Genomic DNA, 26,576 nt, shown 5'->3' with positions numbered 1-26,576 from the left:
TACAAATCGACATTCAAGTTAAAAAGCCACGCCCTCAGGCTGAGGGCAAGGTAGCCTGACAGTGGAAACAACGCTCCTCCCAGTCTTTATGAAGCCGCTACGCACGTTTAAGGTCACTCCCTACCTGCCTACTCCGCTGGAAAGTCTGCGCTTGTTGGCTTACAACCTGCATTTTAGTTGGAACGTAGAAACCCGCAGCCTATTCCGGCGCATGGATCCGGATCTGTGGGATGCCTGCAGCCACAACCCGGTGGCTCTTCTGGGCCAGATTCGGCAGGAACGGCTGGATGAGTTGGCGGAGGATCCCGGCTTTTTGGCCCAGTTGGAACGGGCCAGCCAACAACTGCAGAGCTATCTGCAGGAAGACACTTGGTACCGCAAGTATCGTTCGGCCCAAGCGGTGGAAGGGGAGTGCTACGCCTATTTTTCGGCAGAGTTTGGTTTGGCGGATTGTCTACCCCTCTACTCAGGCGGCTTGGGGGTTTTGGCCGGGGATCACCTCAAGGCGGCCAGCGACCTGGGCTTGCCCCTGGTGGGTGTGGGCTTGCTCTACCAAAAGGGGTATTTCCGCCAGTACCTCAACCCCGACGGCTGGCAGCAGGAACGCTACCCAGTTAACGATTTCTTTAACATGCCCCTGGAGCTGCAGAGAGATGCGGAGGGCCGCGAAATTCGCATTGAGGTGGATTATCCCAACCGCAAGGTGTTCGCCCGCATTTGGAAGGTGACGGTGGGGAGGGTGCCCCTCTATCTTCTGGACACCAACATCGAGCCCAACAGCCAGTACGACCAAGACATCACCGATGAGCTGTACGGTGGCGACCAAGATCTGCGCATCCACCAGGAGATCATGCTGGGGATCGGCGGCGTGCGGGCTTTGCGCGCCCTTGGCATCCATCCCACCGTCTACCACATGAACGAAGGGCACTCGGCCTTTTTGGCAGTAGAGCGGATTCGCCTGTTGATGGTGGAGCAGGGGCTGAGCTTTGAAGAGGCCTGGCAGGTGGCCAAGTCCAGCCAGATGTTTACCACCCACACGCCGGTGCCCGCCGGGATCGACCTATTCCCGCCCGACAAGATCGATTACTACCTCGGCTTCTACTACAGCCAGATGGGCCTGAGCCGGGAGCGCTTTTTGGCTTTGGGACGGGAAAATACTGGCGACTTCCAATCTCCCTTCAGCATGGCAGTGCTGGCCATCAACATGGCCTCTTTTGTGAACGGTGTGAGCAAGCTGCATGGGGCGGTTTCCCGCAAGATGTTCAGCCGGCTGTGGCCTGGGATCCCGCTGGAAGAAGTGCCGATTACTTCCATCACCAACGGGGTACATGTCCGCACCTGGGTGGGGGAGGAGAACCAAGCCCTCTACGACCGCTACCTGGGGCCGGATTGGGCAGAGGCTCCTCCTTCGGATCCCCTCTGGAAAAAGGTGGATCGGATTCCGGATGGGGAATTGTGGCGGGCCCACGAGCGCAGCCGCTCCCGCCTGATTAACTTTACCCGCGAGCGCTTGATGGAACAGCTCCAGAAACGGGCTGCCTCAGCGGCTGAGATCCAACGGGCCTCTGAGGCCCTCAACCCGGAGGTGCTCACCATTGGGTTTGCCCGCCGCTTTGCCACCTACAAGCGGGCCACCCTTTTGTTCCACAACCTGGAACGGCTCAAGGCTTTGCTCAACCATCCTCAGTACCCGATGCAGTTTATCTTTGCCGGCAAGGCCCACCCCCGCGACATACCCGGCAAAGAGCTGATCCGCCAGATCGTGCAGGTGTCGCGGCAGCCGGAGTTTCGCCAGCGCTTGGTTTTCATTGAGGACTACGACATGTATGTCACCAGCTTGATGGTGGCCGGGGTGGATGTGTGGCTGAACAACCCCTTGCGCCCCCGGGAGGCCAGCGGCACCAGTGGCATGAAGGCGGCAGCCAACGGTGGACAGAACCTCAGTATTTTGGACGGCTGGTGGGACGAGGCTGACTATTACCAGACCGGCTGGCCCATTGGCCGCGGTGAGGAGTATGAGGATCGCGCCTATCAAGATGAGGTGGAGTCGAATGCCCTCTACGACCTGCTGGAACAAGAGGTTGCCCCTCTCTTCTACCAGCGCGGCAGCGATGGCCTACCCCATCAGTGGATCCAGCGCATGAAGCAGGCGATTCGCCTCAATTGCCCCCAGTTCAGCACGCAGCGCATGGTGTTGGAGTACGTCCAGCGAGCCTACATTCCTCTCAGCAACTACTTCGACCGCATGCGCCGTGACCACTTCGAGTCGGCCCGCCAGTTCGTTCGTTGGCAAAACCACCTGCAGGAGCATTGGTACAACATCCAGGTTCTCAACGTCCAGATCGAAACCCCGAAGAAAGCTGCCGCTGCCGGCCTTGCCTTGGCACAGGATGACCAAGTGGTGATGGCCAGGGATCCCCTCACCGTGACGGTGGAGGTGCGGCTGGGATCCCTGCAACCTCAGGATGTGATCGTGCAAGCTTATCAGGGGCCGGTCAAGGATGATGGCCAGATTCAGAAAGGACAGGCAATCTCCCTGCGCTATGTGGAGACGCTGGAGGATCGGGCCATCTTTTCCGGCCAGATTTGCTATGAGGCCAGCGGCTTGCAAGGGTTAGCCATCCGCTTGCTGCCCTTTCACCCCGATATGCACGATCCCTATGAGCTGCGGTTGATGCTCTGGGCGTGACATACTCCCATCACTGACCCTACGGGTACAGTGTGGGCTTCTCGCTTCATCGGGGAGCCTACGCAAGAACCCTCTGCGAGCAGACACGGGATGTCCCACCGCGTAGCTGCACCAGATTCCGGCAAAGCCGTTTTGTGCAATTACTCTCATCATACACCATGTGGGGGTATCTGTATCCCGACACTGACGCTACGGGTACAGTGCGGGGCTTAGCTACCCCCACACCCCCACAAGCTAAAGGGTTGGGAGGAGCACGGGGATCCCCTTTCTACTCTTGATCCAAGTGAGCTACGGGAGCTTTTTGGGCTTGAGCTGTTCGGCGTTTTTCGCTGCCAAATCGGGCAGAATCAGAGAGAAGCTCGCGAGCAGATTAAAAAAACAGGATACGCTCGTAACAGCGGTGCAGAGCAGTATGTTCAGAGCCCACGACTCTGCCGGTTTGCGCCTTTTGATTGCGGTTGCCCTGTTGCTGGGGAGCATGGCCAGCTGGCGGCAGGATCGTCTTTTGGCAGTGATGGGCCTGGTGGGTGCAGCCGCCATCTCTGCCTTTACCCGTCCGGCCATCTTGGCCTACAACCGTGGTCGAGAACGGTGGCTGAACCGGGATTTGCTGGGGGCTATTGAACAGCTCAGCTTGGCTCTGCAACGGGATCCCTGCCTGGCCAACGCCTACATTTTGCGGGGAGAAGCCTACTTTGCCCTCGGCCAAGTTCCCCAGGCCCTGGAGGATTTCGGCCAGGCGATCCGGTTGGCCCCGCGGCGACCAGAACCCTATTTTTATCGCGGGCTGATTCGTCAGTCTCTCGGGGACCTCCAAGGAGCAACGGCGGAGTTTGCTGAGCTGGTGCGCCTACACCCCAATGTCCCCCACCACCTCAGCTTGGCCAACCTGCTCGTGCAACAGGGATCCCTGCCTTTGGCCCTAGCCCACCTGGATGAAGCCATTCGCTTGGATCCCACCTCAGCACTTGCCCATTCCCAGCGGGCCCGTTTACACAGCTACCTGGGCGAATGGGAGGCGGCTTTGGCCGATTGGTCTCAGGCTATTGACTGGGATCCCAGCCCAGCCCACTACTACCAGCGGGGGGTGACCTACGCCTGTGGTGATTACTTTGACGAGGCCATTGCCGACCTCAGCCGCAGCTTAGAAAGAGAACCCCAGCAGCCCAACGTTCTCTACAGCAGGGGCAACCTTCTCTATGCGCTGGGGGAGATCAAAGCGGCTTTAGATGACTACGAGCGGGCCTTTCGCCTGGAAGCGGACATGAACCGGATTGACCTCTCCGACGAGTATGGGTTGTACGGACGAGGGCTGGCCTACTGGAATATGGGAGATAAAGCAACAGCTTTTTCGGATTTGCAGGCAGCTTTGCAGGTCAGCCGCCGACATCACAACCTGGCCTTGGAGCAGCGGGTACGCCGGTCTCTGCTGCAACTGAGCGATCCCGACTGGGATCCTGCGCAATCTGCCTAGCGGGATTTGATTGATTGATTTGCAGGTGCCTCCCCTGACGCTGCAACTCCACGACGCTGCCGCTGAGGCCCAGATCCCGAAACGCCTGCAGCCACTGAAACGGTTTTCTGTTCCTGAGGCAGCGGGGGGTTGAGACCGAAGCAGTAGCCGACATTGCGCACTGTGTGGATCAAGCTGGGCTGGCGCGGATCCCGTTCCAGCTTTTTGCGCAACGAGAGGATGTGGGTATCGACGGTGCGAGGGTTATCGGTGGAATCCGGCCACGCTCGCTCCAGCAGCTCTAGACGAGAGACGGGATCCCCATCCGCCTGCACCAGCACCATCAGCAGGCTAAACTCCTGGGGCGTGAGGTCGATCCCTTCCCCGGCCAGGGCGACGCGCCGTTGCACCAAGTCAATTTTGAGATCCCCGTACTGCAGAAAGGTAGGGGGGATATGACGCTGTCGCCGCCGAGCCAAGGCTAGAAGGTGGGCATCCAGCAGTTGCATACTAAAGGGCTTGGTGAGGTAATCGTCCGCTCCTGCTTCTAGGCCGGCGATGATATCCGCCTCGGATCCCCGGTGGGAGAGTAGCAAAATCAGCAGATCGTACTGGCGATGGGCCCACCGGCACAATTGCAGCCCGCCGCGGTTGGACAGCTCCGCATCCAAAATCAGCAGGTGAATGGGCTGGTGTTGCAGCAGAGTCTTTGCTTGGCGAAGGGTCTCTGCTTCCCAAACTTGGTGTCCGGCCTGTTGCAAATGCCAACACAGCAAGCTGCGCAGATGAGGGTTGCCTTCTGCCAGCAAGATGTGCAAGGGTTGCATGGCTGTTCGGTTGGGATCCCGCCCACATCATAGTGCTCCGCACCGCTGACGCGACAGTGCTCCGCACCGCTGACGCGACAGTGCTATGCCTCCGGCACCCTAACGGGAACCGCACCGCTGACGCGACAGTGCTATGCCTCCGGCACCCTACCGGGAACCGCACTGCTGTCCCAGTAGATAGCGAGTCACCTTGGACTCCGTCCCGCTAGCGCGAACGGGCAATGCTGTTCGCTTTTGGCAGCGCGCGGCGTTATAGACTGACAATCTCTACCAAGACCAAGGTGCTCCGCACTGCTGACATGATGGCCGATTCTCTCCCCCCCATTTCCGAGCGCAAACAGGATCACCTGGACATTGTTCTGCAGCAGGATGTGGCTGCCAAAGGGATCCGCACCGGGTTTGAGCGGTTTTTCTTTGAGCATGTGGCGCTGCCGGAGCTGCTGTTGCCGGAGATCGACCTAAGCTGCGAATTCTTGGGAAAACGCCTACAGGCACCCCTGCTCATCAGCAGCATGACGGGGGGAACAAAGGCTGCCCGTGAGTTGAACCGACAACTGGCCGCCGCCGCCCAACAGTTGGGTATTGCCATGGGGGTGGGATCCCAGCGAGCAGCCTTGGAACATCCAGAGCTAGCCCGGACTTACCAGGTGCGCCAAGTGGCCCCGAATATTCTGCTGCTGGCCAACCTGGGTGCCGTTCAGCTCAACTACGGCTATGGGTTGGAGCAGGCGCGACGGGCGGTGGAGATGATCGAGGCGGATGCGCTGATTCTGCACCTCAATCCTCTCCAGGAGGCGGTTCAGCCCCAAGGGGATCCCGACTGGCGTGGATTGTATGGCCGCATCGAACGGTTGGTGGCGCAGTTACCGGTGCCGGTGGTGGTGAAGGAAGTGGGCAATGGCCTCAGTGCCAAAGTAGCCCAGCAGCTGGCCGAATGCGGCGTGGCAGCCCTGGATGTGGCGGGGGCGGGCGGCACCAGTTGGAGCGAGGTGGAGGCCTATCGCCAAACAGATGCTCTCAAAAAACGCATTGCCCACAGCTTTAGGGATTGGGGGATCCCAACGGCTTTGTCCCTGCTGGAAATTCGTCGCCTGCTGCCGGACTTACCCCTGGTGGCCAGCGGCGGCATCCGCAATGGCATCGACGCGGCCAAAGCTATCCGTCTGGGAGCCGATGTGGTGGGTATGGCCGCCCCCGCTTTACACGCCGTCTCCCAAGGACAGATGCAGGCAGTGGTGGACACCTTTCGCGCCGTGATCGAGGAGCTGCGCATTGTTGCCTTTTGCACTGGATCGGCCAACTTGGCTCGGCTGCGACAAGCTACCCTGCGGCGGCAGGATACTTGGGATCCCTTGCCCTAAACTCCAAGCACTTGCCACAAACTGAGGGTCAATACCAGAGCCCCCAGATGATAGGGCCACTGTATGCTTTGTCGAGATGCTTTGTCGAGCTATTTTGCCGGTCAGCACCCAGGAGAGAACCAGAGCCAAGATAGCGTGGATCCCTGGAAAAACCGAATCACCGCCCGGTAAACCTGCCAGAGATAGAAAGAAGGGATCCCGGCTGGGAGAAAGTTGCTCAGGTTACCAGCAGCACCTAACCTGCCTCCATCTGGACGGTCAAGGCAAGTGCAATTGTCGGCTAATCCGCACCATCGGCCCCAGTCCCAGTCCCGTTGGGTTCAAAGCCTGCATCTCAAACAGGGCCAGAATGTGGCGCACTTGCAGCTCTGGGCGCGTAGAATTCACCCCCATCGCCACCACCAAGCCGCAATAGCCACCCGTATCCCGGCAACGCCGCTCCCAGCGCTTGCGAGCCATGGAGTGGACGGGATCATCTTCGGGAAACTCCCCAAACAGGTGCAGGTCACGATTGCCCGTTTGCACAATTTCCAGGTCGTAGCGATCGCCATCGAAGGGATCCACCCCTGTGTTGAAACAAACGCCTTGCGGCCCACCTTCCCCACGCAAATTCTCGATGAGCTGCTTTGCTTTTGATCGAGAGGTGCGCACAATCACCACCGGCAGCCCTTCTCCATTTTTCACCAGCTTGCTTTGGGGGAGGGGATGCCATTGCCCCGTGCGCCGCAGCATTTCCACCGTTGTCCACGGCAAGACCCCCAGACCTATCTGCGCCCCCTCGGGCACCAAATCATCCCGCAGCAGGGTTTGGGCAGGTTCTTCCTCCTCCCCTTCCAGCTCCAGCAGCTCTTCGGCCACGTCCGGCAGAGTGCGCACCTGCACCGAAAGGGTTGCTCCCTTCTCTTGGGGGTTGGGAATGCGGTACCGACCTTGATAGGAGCGAAAGTCATCTTCCAGCTTGCGGTGGTACTGCTTGAAGAAGCGATGCAAGGCTTCCAGGGCCACCGATAAGACCGCTGCCTCGTCCTCCTGCAAAGTCACGCGCAAGCCTTCCAGGGGGTGAATGGTGCCGAAGTTCGGCTCAACTTCCTCAGGATCCAAATCTGCCAAGTCCAGATCCGGCAGTTCGTTGAGTTCAGGATTGCGAGCTTGGAATGTGAGATAGAGACAATCTTGTCTGAGGAAGGCTTCCTCCATCTCTTCGGGAGTATCCGGCTGGCCCGCATCCTGGCGAAACTGTTTAAGAGAGGGCAGCGAGCGATAAAAAAGCACCCCATACTCCATGCCCAACCGCCCCATCACCGAGACATAAAGGGTTTGGATGTCCCAGTGATCTAGGTCGATGGCCAAGATTTGGTGATCCTCTAGGTAATCCCAGGGAGCATCTCGCCACAGGGTGAGGGCTTTGCCGGTCAGCAACTCAGCATAGTGTTCCGGCAGAGGGGGAGGGATCCGTTCGTTGGCCTCTTCAAAGCTCTGCAGGATCTCATCGATTAGAGGCAATTCCGGCTGGCATTCCACCTTGATGTCCAGCTCGTGCAGGATGCCGCGCAAGAAAAATTGCACCTCTCGATCCCGCACGATGATCTTCTGGGGGCGAGCAGGTGAGGCAGCATGGGGCCGCTCCATGGCCACAATCAAGGTTCGCACCATCGGCTCAAAGCCAGAATCGGCGGGCACTACTTCCATGGCCCGTACCACGCCCTGAACGCCATCTACCCAAAGAATGCACTCCCCCTCTGTCTGGGATCCCATGGGTGGCGATCCTGAGAGCTTGTGGCGATCCCCTTCCCACACGGAGGGCACCTGGGGCAGCTTTTGCAATCGACGAACCGTAGCGGCTGGGAGACCGGACATAGACATCCAAGGAGAATCAGGAGAACAACCCAATCGGCTGAGTAGGTATGCCAAACTGAGCAGGGATCGGCCTTGGCCTCCTGTCAACAAGACCCAGGGATCCCGCTAATGCCAATCTAACCACCAGTGTAGAAGCTGAGTTCTGCTTCAGCGAGAGGAGACGGCAGAGCCCAGCTCTATAGCAACAAAAGCTGATGGTCAGATTCGAACTGACGACCGCTCGATTACAAGTCGAGTGCTCTACCAACTGAGCTACACCAGCAATTTCTGCTCACCGATTCTAGCATTTGTCCCCTGCGAACTGGGGCTCGCAGGGAAGGACGCCCAGCCGACTTCACGAGTCAGCTACTGCTGATCCACTGCCGGGCGAGCAATGGGAGCTAGGTAGATCACCAAAGCCCCTGCCAGAAACCCCAAGACGTTGCGCAAGACCGGGATCCAATCCTGCGTGCGTGTGACCACCGGCCCGATACCGAAGGCCCCGAACAGAATGAACCACAGGGGAGAAATGAGCAAGGCCCAACGCCAGTTAAACAGCTCCTCCGCATGGCGGGGCTTGCCGGCAAACCCGAAGACAATCCCGCCCAAAATCGAGGTCACCAGCGTTAGGATCCACTGCTCCTGAGGCAGGCCGGGCACCACACGGCAGCCCCCCTGATGAAAGCAGCGATCCAAGACATCCACGGTCTCTAAGATGGCGCGGTGGGTGCCGTGCTCCCGCACGTAGAATTGATTGCCAAAGCGAGATTGCAGCTCAATCCAAAAGGTACGTGGCAAGATCTCGCGCACAGCATCCCCTACATTAAACGCCAGCAAGTTGCCCCCCCTGGGATCCGCCACCATCAGAACGCTGCGCTCATTCAAGCCCCAGTATTCCTTCACCTGACGACCCGGTGTTTGGTCGAACTGAGTCAGCACCCGCAGCTTCCAGCCGGTGTCTTGCTCTAACTTGTTCAGATGCTGGGCCAGTTGAGCTTCCTGATTGCTGGTCAACTGATCCGCCAAGTCCAAGACCGGCACAGGCGGCTGGGGCAACTCCATCGGCACCACCGGCAGGGCAGGTTGCGCCCAGGTCAGGGATCCCCCGCCCACCGCAATCAACAGCCCAAGGCAAAAGCCCACCCCAATGTGGAGTATCCGTTGCCACTCGATGCTCATGCTGATCCCTCTCTTAGCTTTGACGCTGAGATACTGAGAAATGATGTTAAGAAATGTTTCAATTTCTTATAGATCTATCATGCACCGGAACAAGACGTTTGGCCAGAGGGATCCCGAGGAAGCAGCGGTGGCGAGGGCGATGTTTATATCAAGCTGGGGCTGAAGGTGCCGGCAGGGTCAAATTGCTGCTTCAGCTTGCGCATTAGGCTGGCAGCCGGGCCAAAGTCATGGGCAAGAGCCTTCTTCAGAGCTGGCGGAGCCTCCAGAAGCAGGAGAAATCCGCCTGCGGACTTGAGGTAGCGCTGCAGTTGCATTAGGGATCCCACTTCTGGCTGAACCAGCCAAGCCCGTCCTAGCCCACAGCCTCGGTGCAGTTGCACCTGAGCTCCAGGAAACAGGGTTTGAAACTGCTCCAGTGTTGCCAAGCTCTGACTGGGCAGGCACCCGAACTTGGCCAGCACTGCTCCTGAGCCGGGTTGAGGCAGGGACAGAGAGCCGGGATTCACTTCCTGCAAAGTCAGCCCTGCAGGGGCCAGCCGCCGCGTTTGGGCCATCTGCTGGGCAATCGCCCGCTCCGAGCCGTGAAAGCTGAGCCAAACTTGGGATCCCTCTGCCCTCAGCCAGAGATCCACCCCCACAGGGTTAACGGGGCCGGTCAGCACCTGCCGACACAAAACCTCCAGCTCCGGCAGGGATCCTGTAGCCAGCAAAGCAAACTGAGCTGCCGGCAACGGGTAAAGCCGTAGGCTCACCTGGGTCAAAATTCCTAGGCTGCCCAAGGATCCGGTGAACAGCTTCATCAGGTCATAGCCAGCAACATTCTTGACAACCCGCCCGCCCGCTTTGGCCACTTCCCCATCCGCCCGCACCCAGGCTATGCCCAGCAGCAAGTCGCGGATCCCGCCGTAACGCCAGCGCAGAGAACCCGTATCGGCAGTGGCGATAATGCCCCCCAGGGTAGCCCGCTCCGGATAGAGGGGATCCACCGGCCACCATTGCCCTCGCTCCGCCAAAATGGGTTGCAGTTCCGCCAAAGTCATACCGGCTTCCACCGTAACGGTGAGATCGGCGGCTGCATGGTCGATGAGCCGGCGTAAGCCGCGCGTGCTGAGAACCAAATCCACCGGCTCCACAGAGTGGGCCCAGCCCCACTTGCTCCCCTGCCCCAGCGGCAGCACTTTCCGCCCTTGGCACTCCTTTAAGATTCCGGCCAATTCCGAGACCGTTGATGGAGTCTGGATCGGCAAGGGATCCCCTGGATCAGATAGCAAGGTCGCCAGTGAATGGGGAGAAGACATTGGGGAAAGCGAAGCAGAGATTAAACAGAAGCAGAGATTAAAGAGAGAAAACCTGTCCAAACCAGCCCAATTGCAGGGTTATCCCACCCTACCTCAGTCTACAGCCAGCAAAAATCTCAGCTTGGAGAGATGACCCTCAACCAGAGCCAGCCTTCAATGTGGTACCGCCCTTACACAGGTCTGCCGAAAATTTCGGAACCAAAGCTCCGCCTCGTCACTGCTCACCCTGAAAGATCCTGAAGAGATCCATAAGCCTGCAGGGTTTCTCTCTCCCGCAGACTACTATCTGATACTAGTGGAGAAGCCGTGCCCAGCGAAGCAGACTCTACAATCGGAAAACTTTGTAAACTCCGTAAACAATGCAAACAAAAATAAAAAACGGCAACAGTAAAAAACGACGGATTAAGTTGAGCAAGGTAGTTTGCAGACGCTGTGAGCAGATTATCTGCTAGGATGGACGCTCTTTGTATTGGGGAAAAGCAGTCGTGAGTGCGCTGAGCAACATCATCTTGGTGGCTATGGGGATCCTCCTGACCCTTGCCAGCCTTTGGTACGGGCAAAACCACCATCTGCTTCCCGAATCTGCTGCCGAATCAGCCCCCTTGTTCGACAGCCTCTTTAACAGCACCATAACCATTGCCACAGGGATCTTTTTGGTGGTACAGGGTGTACTTCTCTACTGTATTGTCCGCTACCGCAAGCGGCGAGGCGACAAAGGCGACGGGGATCCCAGCCACGGCAATGTGCTGCTGGAGATCGTGTGGACGGCGGTGCCGGCGGTGATCATTCTTTGGTTGGGCTTGGCCAGCCTAGATGTCTATCAAGCTGTTTACGGGGGTGCTCATGTCGGCGGCCATATCCACGCGGCCATGGCGATGGAGTCTTCCCACGAAGCTGAGGCGGGGGATCCCGGCTACGCTTATACCCCTGTAGTGCTACCCGGGAAGGAAATGGGCCAGCCGGATCTGGTCGTCCAAGTGCAGGGCATGCAATATGCTTGGATGTTCACCTACCCGGATTCCGGCCTGGTGGCCAGCGAGCTGCACCTTCCTCTAAACAAGCGGGTGCGCTTGGATATGACGGCTCTGGATGTGAACCATGCCTTCTGGGTGCCGCAGTTTCGCCTCAAGCAGGATGTGATCCCGGGCCGAGAGACCCACCTGGAGTTTGTGCCTACCCAACTGGGGCAGTACCCCATTGTCTGCGCAGAGCTGTGCGGCCCCTATCATGGGGTGATGGCAGGGCAATTGTTTGTGGATACGCCGGAAGTTTTTGAGCAGTGGCAGAAAGAGCAGGTTCTGGCTGCTCGCCCTGAGGACAAAGCTGTGGCCTTAGCTTCCGAATCCCAGCCATCCTCGGCATTCGCCAAGGCTTACCAACAGCGCCTGGGCATTTCTCCTTCCGAGCTAACTTCTCTCCAGCTCCACTCCGGATCCCTTCCTTCTGCAGGCTAGCCGGGATCCCTGACGCCCCTTTGGCCTGCGCTTGTGGGAACAACATTCCGCCGACGCGACACGGGAGCTTTTTGGCAATGACCCAGCTACAAGACAATCCGAGACTTGTTACTGCACCGAAGGTTGAACTGGAACTTCCTGCTGAGCCTTGGTGGCGCTTCTTTACTTTTTCCACCGATCACAAGGTCATCGGGATCCAGTACTTGGTGACCACCTTTTTCTTCTACTTGGTGGGAGGGGCGCTGGCGACGGCAGTACGGGCAGAGCTGGCTACTCCAGAGGCCGACTTTCTCGGCTTTGAGCGGTACAACGGTGCCTTTACCCTGCACGCCACGATCATGATCTTTTTGTGGATCGTGCCTGCTTTGGTGGGGGGCTTTGGCAACTACCTGGTACCGCTGATGATTGGGGCGCGGGATATGGCCTTCCCCAAGCTGAATGCAGTGGCCTTTTGGCTGGTTCCACCCACAGGGATCCTGCTTTTGGCCAGCCTGTTCATAGAGGCTCCGGCTGCCGGCTGGACTTCCTACCCCCCCCTCAGCTTGATCAGCGGCAAGGTGGGGGAAGAACTCTGGATCCTGAGCATTTTGTTGGCAGGAACCTCTTCCATCCTGGCGGCGGTTAACTTCATCACCACCATTCTGAAGATGCGCATGCCCGGCATGAAGATGGAAGACATGCCGCTGTTTTGCTGGGCCATGCTGGCAGCATCTATTCTTACCCTCATTGCAACACCGGTTTTGGCCGGTGCATTGATTTTGCTTAGCTTTGACCTCTTGGCAGGCACGGCCTTTTTTAACCCCAGCGGCGGCGGGGATCCGGTGGTCTACCAGCACATGTTCTGGTTCTACTCCCACCCGGCGGTGTACATCATGATCTTGCCAGTCTTTGGCATGATCTCGGAGATTTTGCCGGTGCATGCCCGCAAGCCCATCTTTGCTTACAAAGCCATTGCCTATTCCAGCTTGGCCATCTGCTTTTTGGGGTTGATCGTCTGGGCGCACCACATGTTCACCAGTGGCACCCCTGACTGGATGCGGGTGTTCTTCATGATCGCCACCATGGCCATTGCCGTTCCCACTGGGATCAAGGTGTTTAGCTGGCTGGCCACTTTGTGGGGCGGCAAGATCCACTTCCGGTCGGCCATGCTGTTTGGCATGGGCTTTGTCTCGATGTTTGTGATCGGCGGCTTGAGCGGGATTATCCTCGCCTCGGTGCCTCTGGATATCCACGTTCACGACACCTACTTTGTGGTAGCCCACCTACACTACGTGTTGTTTGGCGGCAGCGTCTTTGGGATCTATGCCGGCATCTACCACTGGTTCCCCAAGATGACGGGGCGGCTGCTGAACGAGTTTTGGGGGCGGGTGCACTTTGTGTTGACCTTTGTCGGCTTTAACATGTGCTTCTTGCCGATGCACAAGCTGGGCCTGATGGGGATGCCCCGCCGGGTGGCCCAGTACGATCCCCAATTTGCCGACCTCAACTGGATCAGCTCGGTGGGGGCCTTTGTTCTGGCCATTTCCACCCTGCCCTTTTTGGTTAACGCCATCTACTCCTGGGTGGCCGGGCCCAAGGCGGGAGACAACCCCTGGCAGGCTCTCACCCTGGAGTGGACGACTGCTTCGCCGCCGCCTGCCCACAACTTCTATGGGGATCCCATTCTGCTAACTGGCCCCTACGACTACGGCTTGCACAGCAAAGAGACGCTGGACTACTTTGCTGCTCAGTTGCAGAGCGTGCGGGAGCTGGCACTGGCGGAAGCGGAGCCTACTTCTTCTTAGCAGGCCGAATGCCCGGTGGGCGGCTGATCCCCTGCTCACTGGGTATTCCAGTCTTGGCTGGGCTGCTTGTACAGCCTCAAGAAGTCTCAGGAATTCAGGAATTTAGGTGGAAAGGAATATGCAAGGATCCCTTGCCTCTAAAACGCTGATGGTTGGCCACTCAAGGGCCCACACTGCCCATGCTGAGCACCCAGATCATCGCGTCTTTGGCATCTTGATGTTTTTGGTGGCAGAAGGCTGTCTTTTCCTAGGGCTGTTCATAGCCTACCTGGCCTATAGCCTCACCGCCCCGGTGTGGCCGCCGGAGGGAACCCCAGAGCGGGAATTGCTTTTGCCTGGGATCAACACGGTGATCTTGCTCTCCAGCAGCTTCGTCATTCACAAAGCTGGGTCGGCCATCAAGGCCGATGATGTCAGGGGTCTGCGGCTGTGGTTTGCCCTCACAGCGCTGATGGGGGCGGTTTTCCTGGCAGGGCAACTCTATGAGTACAGCAACCTGGAGTTTGGCCTCACCACCAATTTGTTTGCCAGCACCTTCTATGTTTTAACGGGGTTTCATGGTCTCCACGTGATGGCAGGGTTGCTGTTTATTCTGGCGGTGCTCTGGCGCTCCTTTAAACCCGGCCACTACAGCGCCCAACATCATTTTGGCGTCGAAGCTGCCGAGATCTACTGGCACTTTGTGGATGGGGTTTGGATCGTGTTGTTTATCTTGCTCTATTTGCTCTGAGGTTGTCTCGAAGCCATTTTGGCAGCAACCCGTAGAGCCATTTCAGCTCTGCCCCATGGTTACCTCAAGTGGCAGTGGAGCGGCTCGCTGGGCCAATGGTTCCCCTCTCCCCAAGAAGAGCGGCGGCTGAGGTCTGAGAGCGGCTGCGGGAAGATGAGCCTTTCTGGAGAAAGGCCACGATTTGGATCAGCGCTTCTTGAAAGGCATCTCGTTCCGGCTGTCCTTGCTTGAGGTTGTATTCCAATTGCAAAAGCTGCTGCATTGCTTTCAGTAAAGCTGTGGTCTTCAGGGATCCCACCTCTTTTTGCAGAAAGTAAACCCGATTGGGATTCCCGATTTCTGCTTTCTGGGCGATGACCTTGGGATCCCGTTCTCCCTGATCCAGCAGCAGCCGCACCCATAGCCAGGTGCGAAATTGGCCTACCAACACCGCCAGAATCCTCAGGGCCGGCTCGTTGTGATCCAGCAGATGGGTCAAGATGCGTAGGGCTTGTTCCAGATTCCCTTTGCGCAGGGATCCCGCCAATTGAAAGCTGTTGTAGGCGCTGGCGGGAACTAACGCCTCGACTTGTTCAGGAGAAATGGGATCCTGTTGACCTGCCGTAAACAGGGCCAGCTTTTCCAATTCCATCGCCAAGCGACGGGAGTCATTGCCCACCGCCTCGGCCAATTTCTGGGCGGCTGCCGGGCTGAGGGCCAGATCCCGTTGTTCAGCTTCCCGCTGCACCTGCTGGAGAATGCCCTCCTCATCCCAAGGGGCCAGTTGCGAAAACTCGCGGACAATGGCCGTTTTTTTGAGGATTTTGGTGGATTTCAGGCGCCCATCCGGTTTGCTGCTGGTGGTCAAGAGCAAATGGGTGGTAGGGGGTAACTGGGCCAAGGTTCGCTCCACTTCTTCCCACAGATCTTCCGGGCAATGTTGGGTGAGTGTTGTCTCTTCCAGCCAAACCAAGCGGGCGTTGGATCCCAGCGGCGGGGTCATGGCTTGGTTGAGCCCGGCAATCGTGGATTCCGGCGGCAGGCGATCGTAGTTAAAAGCTGCCCAGTGGGGATCCAGCACTTGATCCCGCAACTGCTGTACCGCCTGCATCAGGCGATAGGTGTCATCTCCCCAGTACAGGTAAACGGGCACGCTTCGACCGAGTGATTTACGAGATGCTTTTCCCCTACTTCCTCCATTTTGCGTAAGCCAGCTCACCTTGTCTAAGCGGTTTGGCTGGGATCCCTGCTCAACTTGGTGGAGGGAGTCAGTCCAAGTGAAGATACCGAGCCCAGCTTGACTCAAGTTGTTTAAGAATAGGTCAAGTACTCGCCCTGTCTGGCGAAAACAAAGGCATCTTTACATAACTTTCATAATCCAGAAGTCTCCGCAGCTCAAAAAGTTCTGTATTCCCACTGAAGAGATTTCGTAGACCTTCTCCTACAGTTGAATTAGGAGCAGAGACTGCAGGGTTAAAGATTATGGATGGCATTGGCGAGTTTGAGTATAAGATGCAAATCTTAGCCCGTTGCATGGGATCCGCCCTGGGTCTGGGCCGTCCTACTCGTATTCAGATTCACTATTCCAACTCCAATTCCCAGAACGCAGTTAGAGCCAAGGAAGGTTGGTCTGGATCCCGCTTAGGCGATCAAATCCCTTCTCCTAATGCCGAAGGTGAAAGAGGATCCCAAGGTCAAGTGTTAGCCTGTGTTGCCTGAAGAATCTTTTGAGAATCGGTCTGTGGTAGGTCAGGAGATCTTCGATTGCGGCAATCCAACATTTGATTGAAGATTGAGATAGAGCTTTTTGTAGTTTTTCCTGCTGTTCTTCTTTGCTTTTTACAGAGACTTGTTCTTAAGATTGAAAACCCAACTTTGATAACTCTTCGATGCCTTTTGTCTTGTAGAGTCTTGTGAGTCAGCCGGTTCTTTGTTTTTGTTGAGGGGTACTTTGTCCGGCTGGCGCGATAAGAAGTTGCGCTCTTCTTCGTTGTCTCTTTGCCTCTGGGGATATAAGCTAGAACTTCGTCCCACCGACGCAATCGGAAGGTGACTTGGGGCGTATGAACTTGTGCCCAACAGGCTCCGGAGGGTTATGGAACGAGCAACGCAACGGTGGCACGGTTTTCTGCTGCGCGATTTTCCCATCAAGGCTTGGTGGCAGGGAAGCCTTTTGGGTCGTCTATTGGGATCCCTGCAAAGTTGGGGGAAGAGCAGCATATTGGTTCAAACTTCCGACCGGATTGGCCTGGGGCTAGTGCTGCTCTACTGGATTTTCTCTGCACAAAGCTCCACCGGCATCCTGGGCCTGATTTTGCTGGCTATGGCTGCTCTGGTGGGCCTGTGCGCTTTGGTGGAAATGCCGATTGGGCTGCCGCTGCATCTGCCCCTGGGCCTTTTCTGGGGAATTGCCACCTTGGCAACGATTCTCTCTCCGGTTGCCTACGCAGCACGGGATGGCTGGCTGAAGTTGACTCTCTACCTGGCTGGTTATCTGTTGTTGCATCGTCTGCTGCGCAAACCCCAATTCCGAGATGGGATCGTTGGATCCCTGCTTTTGGTCAGCTTGGTGATGGGGGTCTACGGCCTGCGGCAATACTTTTATGGGGCAGCGGAACTGGCCACCTGGGTGGATCCGGAGTCGGGTTTGGCGGGTCTGACGCGGGTGTACAGCTATCTGCGCAACCCAAATCTGTACGGGGGCTACTTGATCCCGGTCATTCCCCTGGGGCTGGCCGCCACTTGGATTTGGCCCAGTTGGGGAGCGAAACTCCTGGCCGGGTTTACGACGGCGGTGAACCTGATTTGCCTGTTGCTCACCTACAGTCGCGGTGCCTGGATTGGGGGGCTGGCTATGCTCACCCTGATGGCCGTGTTGTTGGCGCAGTGGCACTCTATCGATTTGCCGGCTCGTTGGCGGCGTTGGGCCTTGCCGGTTCTGTTGAGTGGAGGGGGGGCCGCTTTGTTGCTCGGAATCCTGACGGTACGCTCCCTGCGGCTGCGGGTGCAGAGCCTTTTTTGGGGGCGGCTAGACACCAGCAACAACTTTCGGATCAACGTCTGGGCGGCGGTCTTGGACATGATCCGCGACTTTCCCATCTTGGGGATCGGCCCCGGTAATGTTGCCTTTAACCGCGTCTATCCCCTCTACCAACGAGGCAACTTCAGCGCCCTTGGAGCCTATTCAGTGCCGCTGCAGCTCACCGTGGAGACTGGCTTCATCGGATCTTTAACTTTCGCCTGGTTCCTCTTGGTGCTCTGGGATCACGGCTGGAGATGCTGGAAAACTTTGCTCAACTTGCGGGATCCCCAGGGTCTGTGGGTGGCAGCAGGCTTGGCCGCTTGCACCGGCATGATGGCCCACGGCTTGGTGGATACCATCTGGTATCGTCCCCAGGTACAAATGCTGTGGTGGCTTGCGGTAGCGCTCATTACAGCCAGCTTGGCCTCTCTTAGCCCTCAGCCGCCCGTGGATGTTGGTGAGACCCCATCGGAGACTTCCTCCCGTTAAGGTAGCTTAAGCTTGGCCTTCCGGTCTTGACGGGAGCAAATCCAGAGTGGTAAGCATCTTCAGTAGGAGATAAAAATGTATCTGTTTTTACAATTTGCAGGTGTCAGTAGTGTTAGAAATTAGCGGAATTGTCCGGGGTGCAGGAGGCAAATGAAAAAAATCGAGGCCGTAATCCGGCCATTCAAGTTGGATGAGGTCAAAATTGCTTTGGTCAATGCCGGAATTGTCGGCATGACTGTAAGTGAAGTGCGGGGCTTTGGTCGCCAAAAGGGACAAACCGAGCGTTATCGGGGATCCGAGTACACGGTAGAGTTCCTACAAAAGCTGAAAGTGGAGATCGTGGTTGAAGATGACCTGGTGGATACGGTGGTGGAGAAGCTGATTGCAGCGGCTCGCACCGGCGAAATCGGGGATGGCAAGATTTTCATCAGCCCCGTCGAAAAAACCATCCGCATCCGCACTGGCGAACTCAACCAAGATGCCCTATGAGAAGGGATCACGTTCAGGGTTTGGGTTGCCCGGCCTGAGCCTCGTGTGAGTTTGCTTCATGTCTCTTTTGCTGTATATCTGATGAGGTGTTCTTGCCCTACTTTTCGGGTAATGTGTTGCGAGAAGTACTGTCACTTTAGGTGAGTCGAAAAGCATGAGTACGACAATGATCCAAAAGCTCAAGAGCCAGGTGCCCCAGTGGCTTTGGCGACCGGCCAAGTGGAGTCTGACTGCCGCTCTAATGGCTGCGCTGGTTTTTCTATTCGGCCAGGGAACTGCCTTTGCTCAAGAGGCCGAGGAAGTTCAGAAACACGCTGACGTTGTTTGGACGATCGTGGCAGCAGCCTTGGTGTTCTTCATGCAGGCGGGGTTCGCCATGGTAGAGACGGGCTTTACCCGCGCCAAGAATGCCGCCAACATCATGATGAAGAACTTGATGGACTTCTGCATGGGCTGTTGCGCCTTCTGGTTCATCGGGTTTGGCCTCATGTTCGGCAAAAGTGTTGGCTTCTTCGGCACCGACTGGTTTGCTTTTGGCTGGCAGCAGGCTTACGAGGCAGACGGCTGGCCTTTCACCTTTTTTGTTTTCCAGATGGTGTTTGCCGCCACTGCCGCCACCATTGTTTCCGGAGCCATGGCGGAGCGCACCAAGTTCTTGGCCTACTTGATCTACTCCATCGTTATTTCTGGGCTAATCTACCCCATCTCTGGGGGTTGGGCCTGGAACGGGCTGTTCGGCGACTACAACGGCGGCACAGCCGGCTGGCTGGAAAATCTGGGCTACATCGACTACGCCGGGTCGGGGGTGGTGCATTTGGTAGGGGGCGCTGCGGCCTTGGCAGGTGCGATCGCGCTTGGCCCTCGCATTGGCAAGTACGGCCCCAATGGAGAGCCGCGGGCTATTCCCGGCCACAACCTGCCGCTGGGGATGTTGGGGGTGTTTATCCTCGCCTTGGGCTGGATCGGGTTTAATGCCGGTTCCACCACTGCAGCCTCTGTCGATATTGGCTGGATTGCCATGAATACGCTGCTGGCAGCTTCGGCTGGAGCAATTGGGGCGATGTTCACCTCTTGGGTTCATTTTGGCAAGCCGGATATGACCTTTGCCGCCAACGGTGTCCTGGCCGGCTTGGTGGGGATCACTGCCCCTTGCGATAGCGTCCATCCTTTGGGTGCTCTGATCATCGGCTCGGTGGCCGGGATTCTGGTGGTGATTTCGGTGGTGATCCTGGATACGGTGCTGAAAATTGATGACCCGGTGGGCGCGATTTCGGTACACGGCACCTGTGGTATCTGGGGGGTGTTGGCAGCAGGGATCCCCTTCTTTGCCAATGCCAACTATGCTGAAGAGGTCACCTGGGCCCAATTTGGGGTACAAGTGGTGGGCGCTCTGGCCTACTTCCTCTGGCCCTTTATTACCTGCTTGATTCTGTTCTTTATCCTCAAGGCTGTAACCGGCCTGCGCACCAGCGCCGAGGAAGAGATCGCCGGTTTGGATGTGGGCGAGCATGGCAACGTGGCCTACCCCGACTTCGTTACTGCCGCCACCGATTCGGAGCAATCTTGAGCCGTTGTGCTCGGTCTGACCTGGGGTTGCCGGATCGGAGCATTGCTGAACTGAGCATCAAATGAGCATCAAAAGGGAGGGTCAGGGCTGGCCCTCTCTTTTGTGGCTTGTTGATGTATTTGGTGGCATTGGTGTAGGTGGTTACGGGTAGGAGGGGAGAAATAGCTCAAAATCGAGGTGTGGGACTTGGAATCGAGATGAAAAGTCAGATAGGTGAGACTGTTTTCTCTCGTCTTCGGCAGGGGATCCTTTTGGGTTTGAGGACAGGGGGGAAAGTCCTGCTGGGGGTTGGAGCTTTGCTGGGGTTGGGAAGTTTGGTTGCCCCGCCTGCTCTGGCCCAGACGGATCTCACGGCTCTGGAACAGGCTCTCCCACCCGAGGCTTGGGCTGAGCTACAAACCTTACTGAAAACTCAGCAATACCATGCCGACATCGTCTGGACAACGGTGGCCGGGGCGCTGGTGTTTTTCATGCAGGCGGGCTTTGCCATGGTGGAGGCGGGCTTCACGCGGGCTAAAAATGCTACCAACATTGTCCTGAAGAACCTGATGGACTTCTGCTTCGGGGCCTGCGCTTTTTGGTTTTTGGGGTTTGGGCTGATGTTCGGATCCCATGTGGCCGGTTTTTTGGGCACCAACTGGTTTTTTTTCAACTGGCAACAGGGAGCTGAAGCCGGCAGTCAAAACGATGCTTGGCCTTTCACGTTCTTCTGTTTCCAACTGGTGTTTGCCGCCACCGCTGCCACCATTGTCTCCGGGGCAATGGCGGAACGCACCCGCTTTTTGGCTTATTTGATTTACTCCATCGTCATCTCTGGGGCGATCTACCCGATTTCCGGGGGCTGGGCCTGGAATGGCCTGTTTGCCGACTACAACGGTGGTACAGCCGGCTGGCTGGAAAACCTGGGCTACATTGACTTTGCCGGGTCGGGGGTGGTGCACTTGGTGGGTGGGGCTGCAGCTTTTGCGGGAACTTTGGTGTTGGGGCCGCGCTTGGGCAAGTATGGTCCCAATGGGGAGCCGCGGGCTATTCCCGGGCATAGCTTACCCTTGGGCATGTTGGGGGCGTTGATCCTGTGGCTGGGCTGGATTGGCTTTAATGCCGGCTCTACAACGGCAGCGATTCCTGATATTGGCTGGATTGCTTTCAATACCTATTTGGCCGGGGCGGCAGGAGCCATCGGCGCTCTCTGTACTTCCTGGGCCATTTTTACCAAGCCGGACATGACGTTTGCAGCCAATGGGACACTGGCGGGGCTGGTGGGCATTACTGCTCCTTGCAACACTGTTCATCCTTTGGGGGCAATCCTTATCGGCTCGGTGGCCGGGGTGTTGGTGGTGTTGTCGGTGCTGTTTATCGAGGGCACCTTGAAGGTGGATGACCCGGTGGGGGCGGTGTCGGTACATGGGGTGTGCGGCGCTTGGGGGGTCATTGCTGCAGGGATCCCGTGGTTTGCCCATGCGGAAGCGGGGGTGACTTGGGCGGTGTTGCCGGTACAGATTCTGGGGGTTATTGCCCTGGGAGGATGGTCTTTTATCTGTTGTCTGGCTTTGTTTTTGATTTTGAAGGGCACCATCGGTCTGCGCGTCTCGGCAGAAGAAGAGTTGGCCGGCTTGGATATTGGCGAGCACGGCAACATTGCCTACCCTGACTTTGTCACTGCTTCGGGAGAGTTGGAAGGTTGAGCAGTACACTGGGATCCGGTTGGATGCACTTTTGGATCCCATGCACCTTCTGATCCCGGCGGCTGGCAGCGGCAAGCGAATGGGAGCTGCGGTCAATAAGCTGTTGCTGCCGCTCTTGGGTCAGCCGATTTTGGCTTGGACGTTGCAGGCTGCGGATCGAGCCAGCTCCATCGAGTGGATCGGCATTCTCTCCCAACCCGGCGATTGGCCAGCCATCGAGCAGATCCTGGCGGCAATGGATCTGTCCACGCCGGTGCAGCTTTTACAAGGGGGGGCGACGCGGCAGGAGTCGGTTTACAGGGGGGTTGAGTATCTCTATAACCTGGGAACAGTAGAGCGGGTGTTGATCCACGATGGGGCCCGCTGCCTAGCTACCCCTAAGTTGTTCGATCGCTGTAGTGCTGCTTTGCAGCAGGTGGATGGTCTCATCGCGGGGATCCCTGTCAAGGACACGATTAAAGTCGCTGAGGCAGGCCCAAAAGGGATCCAAATTCAGTCAACCCCAGAACGCAGCCGGCTGTGGGCAGCGCAAACGCCGCAGGGGTTTCGCCTGTCGATGCTATGGCAAGCCCATCGGGAGGCTCTGGCCCAGGGTTGGCAGGTAACCGATGATGCAGCCCTATTCGAGAAGCTGGGTTGGCCAGTCTACATCGTCGAAGGGGAGGAATCCAATCTGAAGCTAACCACCCCCCTGGATGTGTTGCTGGCCGCACAAATCCTGCAGCAGCGTCTCGGACCAGCGCGTTAGCTCAATTCAATCCCGGTAGGGCCAGTCTCAACCTTGGGAATTAAAAGTAGGAAGGAGGAAATCTAGGTTCACTAAGAGCACTTTGATCACCCCATCTCTTGTGGTCCGTTGGAAATGAAAATGATAAGTCTGGCTGTTTAGAATCTAATGCACCCAAGACACCTGAAACCAAGCAAAAGATGAGATTAATGCACTTTTCACTTTCTTCATAAACTTGCCGTTCTGAGAACCGAACTACAACCCAGCCTCTATCCGCTAGATAAGCATCACGCTTACTTTGCTTAGGATCATTCACAGTATGGGCTGGCCTACACAGATTACCTTCAAGAAACCATGGCTCATCAATTTCAATGTCAATGAGTAAAACGAGTGATCTTTTTCCATCTCTAGATACCTGCATTGCGATATCAGGGGTATAGCACCGGACACTAGACTGCTCTATGCACCAGCACCAGTTGCCCATGCCGATTGCAGCTTGCCCATCAAAGGCTGGGGTAGCTCGGGTAGATTTGGCCTAACAGGGCGTTCCGGCATTCGAGGTAGTTCAGGTTCCGTTGGGCGCTCCGGCATCTGTGGCGGCTCCGGCTCCAGCGGACGGGCAGGCATCTGTGGCGGCTCAGGCTCCGGCGGGCAAGGTGGGAGATCTGGCCCCCTCAGGAGGAGAGCAATCGGCTGGGGTAAAACAACGTAGGGATAATAGTCTTTCCGAACGTACCTTAAGATGGGATGCGAGTGCCTGTCGTGATCTTGCATGCTTGAGCCTCCAGATAAGTTCCCTTGGAATCCAGTTTGAAAAGACTTTGGAAAAGGGATCTTCAAAGAGGCCCTTGAAGGGGTAGGAAGCAAGCAAATGCGCGAACCGACGTCGTGGCCTGTCTACATTGTCGGGGCTGGCCCCGGGGATCCGGAGCTGATTACCCTGCGGGGGCAAAGACTGCTGGCGGAAGCCGATGTAGTGTTCTACACAGGTTCTTTGGTGCCAGAGGGAGTGCTGGCCCATTGTCGCCCTGGGGTTGAGGCCATTGACACCCGCTCCTTCACGCTGGAAACGCTGCTGCCGCAAATTGTGGAACGGGTCAAGGCGGGGCGGCGGGTGGTGCGGCTGCAGGATGGGGATCCCTGCCTTTACGGCGCTCTGCACGAGCTGCTGATCCGGCTGGCGGAGGGAGGGATCCCTTTTGAGATCGTGCCGGGAGTAAGCGCCTTTCAATTGGCAGCCGCCCGTTTGCAGGTGGAGTTGACCATACCCAAGTTAGTACAGACGATTATCCTCACCCGCGCCAGCGGTCGCACCCAGGTACCAGAAGCAGAAGCCCTGGCCAGTCTGGCAGCCCACCGCGCCTCTTTGTGTCTATATCTGAGCGCCCGCCACGTAGAACAAGCGCAGGCAGATCTGCTGGCTCACTACCCCGCCGATACCCCGGTTGCCGTTTGTTATCGCTTGGGTTGGCCGGACGAACAGATCTGGCTGGGATCCCTGGCCGAGATGGCCGCCCTCACCCGGCAAGCCGGCTTAGAACGCACAGTGCTCTATCTCGTCAGCCCTGCCTTGAAAGGCTTGTCAAGCTCCAGATCTGCCCGCTCGCGGCTCTACAGCCCTGACCACACCCACCTTTTCCGTCGCAAAATGGGCCAGCAGCCCCGTTTGTAACAGGCCCTTTCAGTATATTGACGGACTCCGGCAGATTGAGCACAATGAGGCAGCAAGATGAGGTCAGAGGCCTTGACTTCTGGCGAGGGGGTACTCGTTTTTGCCGAGAGAAGTGGATCCCTCTTGGATTGGAGTTGTTACAAGACCATTTTTTCACTCTCTAACTTAACTTTGCGAACTTAACTTTGCGAACTCTAACTTTATGGCTGGCTCATCTGCTGCTCGCAGCGTGGAAACCCTGATCAAGGCTCTGCAGAAGGCCCTGGCCCCCCTGCCAACCCGTTCGGCCCTGAAGCAAGATGTCCTTTACCTCATGGTGGATCTCCCACGGCAGGGGATGTTTAGCCGCTCTATGGTGTTGCATCGAGTTGCCAGCCAATTGGGGGGCTTGCCTGTGCAGGGAGTTAGCCAACTGGTGGTGTACGGTCGGCTTCAGGGGGAAACACAGCCGCAGTGGAAAAAAGTCTTCTACTTGTCCTCTGGGGAAAGCAGTGCCGATGCCACGCAGATTGTATTACCGGGCACCAAGATTTCTGAGATCAAGGTGCTGGAGGCCCAAAAACCTGTTGTGGATCCCGACCACAACTCCGATTTTCGCAAAGTTAAAACTCTGGGGGCACCGGTTCCCAAAATTCAGAAAGAGCGCTGGCCAGAAGCGGCTCCAAGCCAGGCCTCGGTTGGCCATGCCCCTTCCCAAGACGGGATCCCGACCCCTCTGCCTACAACTGCTCGCCCCAGTTCTCCTATCGACGTTCCGGCCAACTTTCCGACACTTGATCAATGGTTGCACAGGCCTGCTCTAAGGCCCTTCTTGGGGGGAGCTCTGGCTTTGTCTCTCCTGCTGGGGGCTGGGTTGGTGGTGCGCTCTTTTGGGCAAGCCGATGTCCCTGCCCGAGCCAGATCGCTGGGGCTGGGGATCCCGCTGTTGATCTTGGCTGCAGGGGGGGGCTGGCTGGGTTGGCAAGGCCGGCGTGCCATCAACACCTTTGAGCGGGAGGGATCCCAGGATCCCTTTACAGAAGGGCTGTCCTTTTTACAGGCCAATCCAATTCCTGAGGCAGTGGAGCGGTTTCAGGAGGCTGTGCGGCGACAGCCAGATCACGTAGAGGCCCACATTGAACTGGCCCATCTGTTGGCAAAAACCAACCGACTGCAGGAGGCATTGAGCCACTACCAACAGGCCAAACACCTGAACCCGAACTGGAGCGGCATCAACACCCACCTGGTGGAAACTCTGAAGGCTCTAGCACGGCAGTGGCTGGCCCAGCATCAGCCGGATGAAGTTCTGGCCCACTTACCCGAAGCATTCCCCCTCACCCAGGGATCCGCCCAAGCTGAGATCTATAGCCTGCTCGGCCAAGCCTGGGCAGAGAAGGGCAACTGGGCAGAAGCGTTAGCTCAGCAACAAAAGGCCCTGGGGCTGGATCCCCACTTCAGCGAGGCCCATCTTTGCGTTGCTCAAATTCGCCTCAAGCTGGGGCAATGGGACGAGGCCATCGATTCCTGTTGGGCTGCTTTGGGGCTGAATGGTCGCCTGGGCCTGGGCCACGCCGTGATGGGACAAGCGCTGATGCGCAAAGGTCAGTTAAAAGCGGCAATAGCAGCCTTCCGAACTGCCCTCAGCCTGGATCTCAGTCCTGAGTTGGCAGCCGCTGTGCGGGTGGATCTGGGTTTGGCAATGGTACATGCAGGCCATCTGGCTCAAGCCAGCCAGGAGTTCAGCCAGGTGATCTTCAATGGCCAGTTCAAAAGACAGCAGGCTCGCGCCTACTACGGCTTGGGCCTGGTGTTGGCAAGCCAAGAGCAATACAGCGAAGCTGTGAAGAACTACCGGCGGGCTTTGGAGCTGGCCCCCGATCTGCACGCAGCGATGGCCGCCACTGGCCTAGCCTACTTGGGGCCCAAACAACGGGATGCCTCTGGGCGCAAGTTCATCCAGCCCCAACAGTTGCAGCAGGCTATGCAGCAGTTTGAACAGGCCCTCCAAGGAGATTCAGAGTTGCCGGAAGCTCACTTTGGCCTGGGCGAAGTGGCGCGCATCAAGGGGGATCTAACCTCGGCGGAGGCCAGCTATCGACGGGCCATTCGCAGCAATGGCAGCTATGGAGCAGCTCACTATCGTCTGGGATCCATCCTTGCCCGCCAAGGCAAGCTGGAGCAGGCCATTGAACACTTTCGCTCGGCTTTGGAAATCGCTCCCAACTTCTCCGAAGCCAGAGTGAGCCTGCAACGGCTTCTCTCCAAACAGATGGAAGAGGCCCATACCGGCCTACTCGTCCCGTAAGGTGGGATAGGATCTTCCAGTTAAGGTTCTCTCAACCCATAACACCAACGC

The 26,576-nt window shown here is 57.4% G+C and carries 19 protein-coding genes and 1 tRNA gene; 13 read left to right on the top strand and 7 right to left on the bottom strand.

All coding sequences use genetic code 11. The features are described from left to right. The first annotated feature begins 88 nt into the window (after window positions 1-88). On the top strand, window positions 89-2,689 hold the full coding sequence (gene glgP, locus ACVWY8_RS03085) for an alpha-glucan family phosphorylase (protein ID WP_457393148.1): 2,601 nt from the start codon (window positions 89-91) through the stop codon (window positions 2,687-2,689). Window positions 2,690-3,101: 412 nt separating this feature from the next. Then, complete coding sequence (locus ACVWY8_RS03080; RefSeq protein ID WP_457393150.1) at window positions 3,102-4,163, top strand: tetratricopeptide repeat protein; 1,062 nt, start codon at window positions 3,102-3,104, stop codon at window positions 4,161-4,163. On the opposite strand, the gene ACVWY8_RS03075 is transcribed toward ACVWY8_RS03080, so the two are convergent. Further along, window positions 4,160-4,969, bottom strand: a complete 810-nt coding sequence (locus ACVWY8_RS03075) for a response regulator transcription factor (RefSeq protein ID WP_414522992.1) — start codon at window positions 4,967-4,969, stop codon at window positions 4,160-4,162. The genes ACVWY8_RS03080 and ACVWY8_RS03075 overlap by 4 nt on opposite strands. A 302-nt stretch (window positions 4,970-5,271) precedes the next feature. On the opposite strand from ACVWY8_RS03075, the gene fni reads away from it, so the two are divergent. Continuing rightward, window positions 5,272-6,330: a type 2 isopentenyl-diphosphate Delta-isomerase gene (gene fni, locus ACVWY8_RS03070; RefSeq protein ID WP_457393330.1), complete on the top strand. Its 1,059-nt coding sequence runs from the start codon at window positions 5,272-5,274 to the stop codon at window positions 6,328-6,330. Window positions 6,331-6,588: 258 nt separating this feature from the next. Here the strand turns inward: fni and ACVWY8_RS03065 are convergent, their stop codons facing one another. From ACVWY8_RS03065 to ACVWY8_RS03050, 4 genes are all read right to left on the bottom strand, one after another. After that, window positions 6,589-8,187, bottom strand: a complete 1,599-nt coding sequence (locus ACVWY8_RS03065) for a DUF6930 domain-containing protein (protein ID WP_457393153.1) — start codon at window positions 8,185-8,187, stop codon at window positions 6,589-6,591. A gap of 189 nt (window positions 8,188-8,376) precedes the next feature. Continuing rightward, window positions 8,377-8,449, bottom strand: a tRNA-Thr gene (locus ACVWY8_RS03060). An 83-nt stretch (window positions 8,450-8,532) separates the two neighbouring features. Next, window positions 8,533-9,345, bottom strand: coding sequence for a TPM domain-containing protein (locus tag ACVWY8_RS03055; protein ID WP_457393156.1), 813 nt, complete (start codon window positions 9,343-9,345; stop codon window positions 8,533-8,535). 143 nt (window positions 9,346-9,488) lie between these two features. Then, window positions 9,489-10,592 (bottom strand): FAD-binding oxidoreductase, encoded by a 1,104-nt coding sequence (locus ACVWY8_RS03050; RefSeq protein WP_457396806.1) that lies wholly within the window; start codon window positions 10,590-10,592, stop codon window positions 9,489-9,491. Window positions 10,593-11,128: 536 nt separating this feature from the next. On the opposite strand from ACVWY8_RS03050, the gene ACVWY8_RS03045 reads away from it, so the two are divergent. From ACVWY8_RS03045 to ACVWY8_RS03035, 3 genes are all read left to right on the top strand, one after another. Next, window positions 11,129-12,097, top strand: coding sequence for a cytochrome c oxidase subunit II (locus ACVWY8_RS03045; protein ID WP_457393162.1), 969 nt, complete (start codon window positions 11,129-11,131; stop codon window positions 12,095-12,097). Between the two features lie 77 nt (window positions 12,098-12,174). Further along, window positions 12,175-13,881 carry a cytochrome c oxidase subunit I gene (gene ctaD, locus ACVWY8_RS03040; RefSeq protein WP_457393165.1) on the top strand — a complete coding sequence of 569 codons (1,707 nt, stop codon included), beginning with the start codon at window positions 12,175-12,177 and terminating at the stop codon, window positions 13,879-13,881. Window positions 13,882-13,999: 118 nt separating this feature from the next. Further along, window positions 14,000-14,611 carry a cytochrome c oxidase subunit 3 gene (locus ACVWY8_RS03035; protein WP_457393168.1) on the top strand — a complete coding sequence of 204 codons (612 nt, stop codon included), beginning with the start codon at window positions 14,000-14,002 and terminating at the stop codon, window positions 14,609-14,611. 64 nt (window positions 14,612-14,675) lie between these two features. Here ACVWY8_RS03035 and holA read toward each other — a convergent pair whose 3' ends face one another. Continuing rightward, window positions 14,676-15,743 (bottom strand): DNA polymerase III subunit delta, encoded by a 1,068-nt coding sequence (gene holA / locus ACVWY8_RS03030; protein WP_457393170.1) that lies wholly within the window; start codon window positions 15,741-15,743, stop codon window positions 14,676-14,678. 942 nt (window positions 15,744-16,685) lie between these two features. Between holA and ACVWY8_RS03025 the strand changes: the two genes are divergently transcribed. The 5 genes from ACVWY8_RS03025 (at window position 16,686) to ispD (ending at window position 22,590) form a co-directional block, all read left to right on the top strand. Further along, complete coding sequence (locus tag ACVWY8_RS03025; protein ID WP_457393173.1) at window positions 16,686-18,101, top strand: IctB family putative bicarbonate transporter; 1,416 nt, start codon at window positions 16,686-16,688, stop codon at window positions 18,099-18,101. Window positions 18,102-18,251: 150 nt separating this feature from the next. Further along, on the top strand, window positions 18,252-18,590 hold the full coding sequence (locus ACVWY8_RS03020) for a P-II family nitrogen regulator (protein ID WP_011430352.1): 339 nt from the start codon (window positions 18,252-18,254) through the stop codon (window positions 18,588-18,590). Between the two features lie 154 nt (window positions 18,591-18,744). Next, window positions 18,745-20,157: an ammonium transporter gene (locus ACVWY8_RS03015; RefSeq protein ID WP_457393174.1), complete on the top strand. Its 1,413-nt coding sequence runs from the start codon at window positions 18,745-18,747 to the stop codon at window positions 20,155-20,157. Between the two features lie 314 nt (window positions 20,158-20,471). Continuing rightward, window positions 20,472-21,842: an ammonium transporter gene (locus ACVWY8_RS03010; protein ID WP_240527655.1), complete on the top strand. Its 1,371-nt coding sequence runs from the start codon at window positions 20,472-20,474 to the stop codon at window positions 21,840-21,842. 40 nt (window positions 21,843-21,882) lie between these two features. After that, a complete protein-coding gene (gene ispD, locus ACVWY8_RS03005) occupies window positions 21,883-22,590 on the top strand; it encodes a 2-C-methyl-D-erythritol 4-phosphate cytidylyltransferase (protein ID WP_414381026.1) in 708 nt (235 codons plus the stop codon). Window positions 22,591-22,630: 40 nt separating this feature from the next. Here ispD and ACVWY8_RS03000 read toward each other — a convergent pair whose 3' ends face one another. Continuing rightward, window positions 22,631-22,990, bottom strand: coding sequence for a DUF559 domain-containing protein (locus ACVWY8_RS03000; protein WP_148202775.1), 360 nt, complete (start codon window positions 22,988-22,990; stop codon window positions 22,631-22,633). Window positions 22,991-23,440: 450 nt separating this feature from the next. Here ACVWY8_RS03000 and cobM point away from each other — a divergent pair, with 450 nt between their 5' ends. Both cobM and ACVWY8_RS02990 read left to right on the top strand, forming a co-directional pair. After that, window positions 23,441-24,241, top strand: coding sequence for a precorrin-4 C(11)-methyltransferase (cobM, locus tag ACVWY8_RS02995; protein WP_457393177.1), 801 nt, complete (start codon window positions 23,441-23,443; stop codon window positions 24,239-24,241). A gap of 202 nt (window positions 24,242-24,443) precedes the next feature. Then, window positions 24,444-26,525, top strand: coding sequence for a tetratricopeptide repeat protein (locus tag ACVWY8_RS02990; RefSeq protein ID WP_457393180.1), 2,082 nt, complete (start codon window positions 24,444-24,446; stop codon window positions 26,523-26,525). Window positions 26,526-26,576: the final 51 nt, after the last annotated feature.

It is taken from the genome of Thermostichus sp. OS-CIW-32 (genome assembly GCF_054060415.1).
Note: the sequence above shows the minus strand (reverse complement) of the source record. Positions and strands in the feature narration are given on the sequence as shown.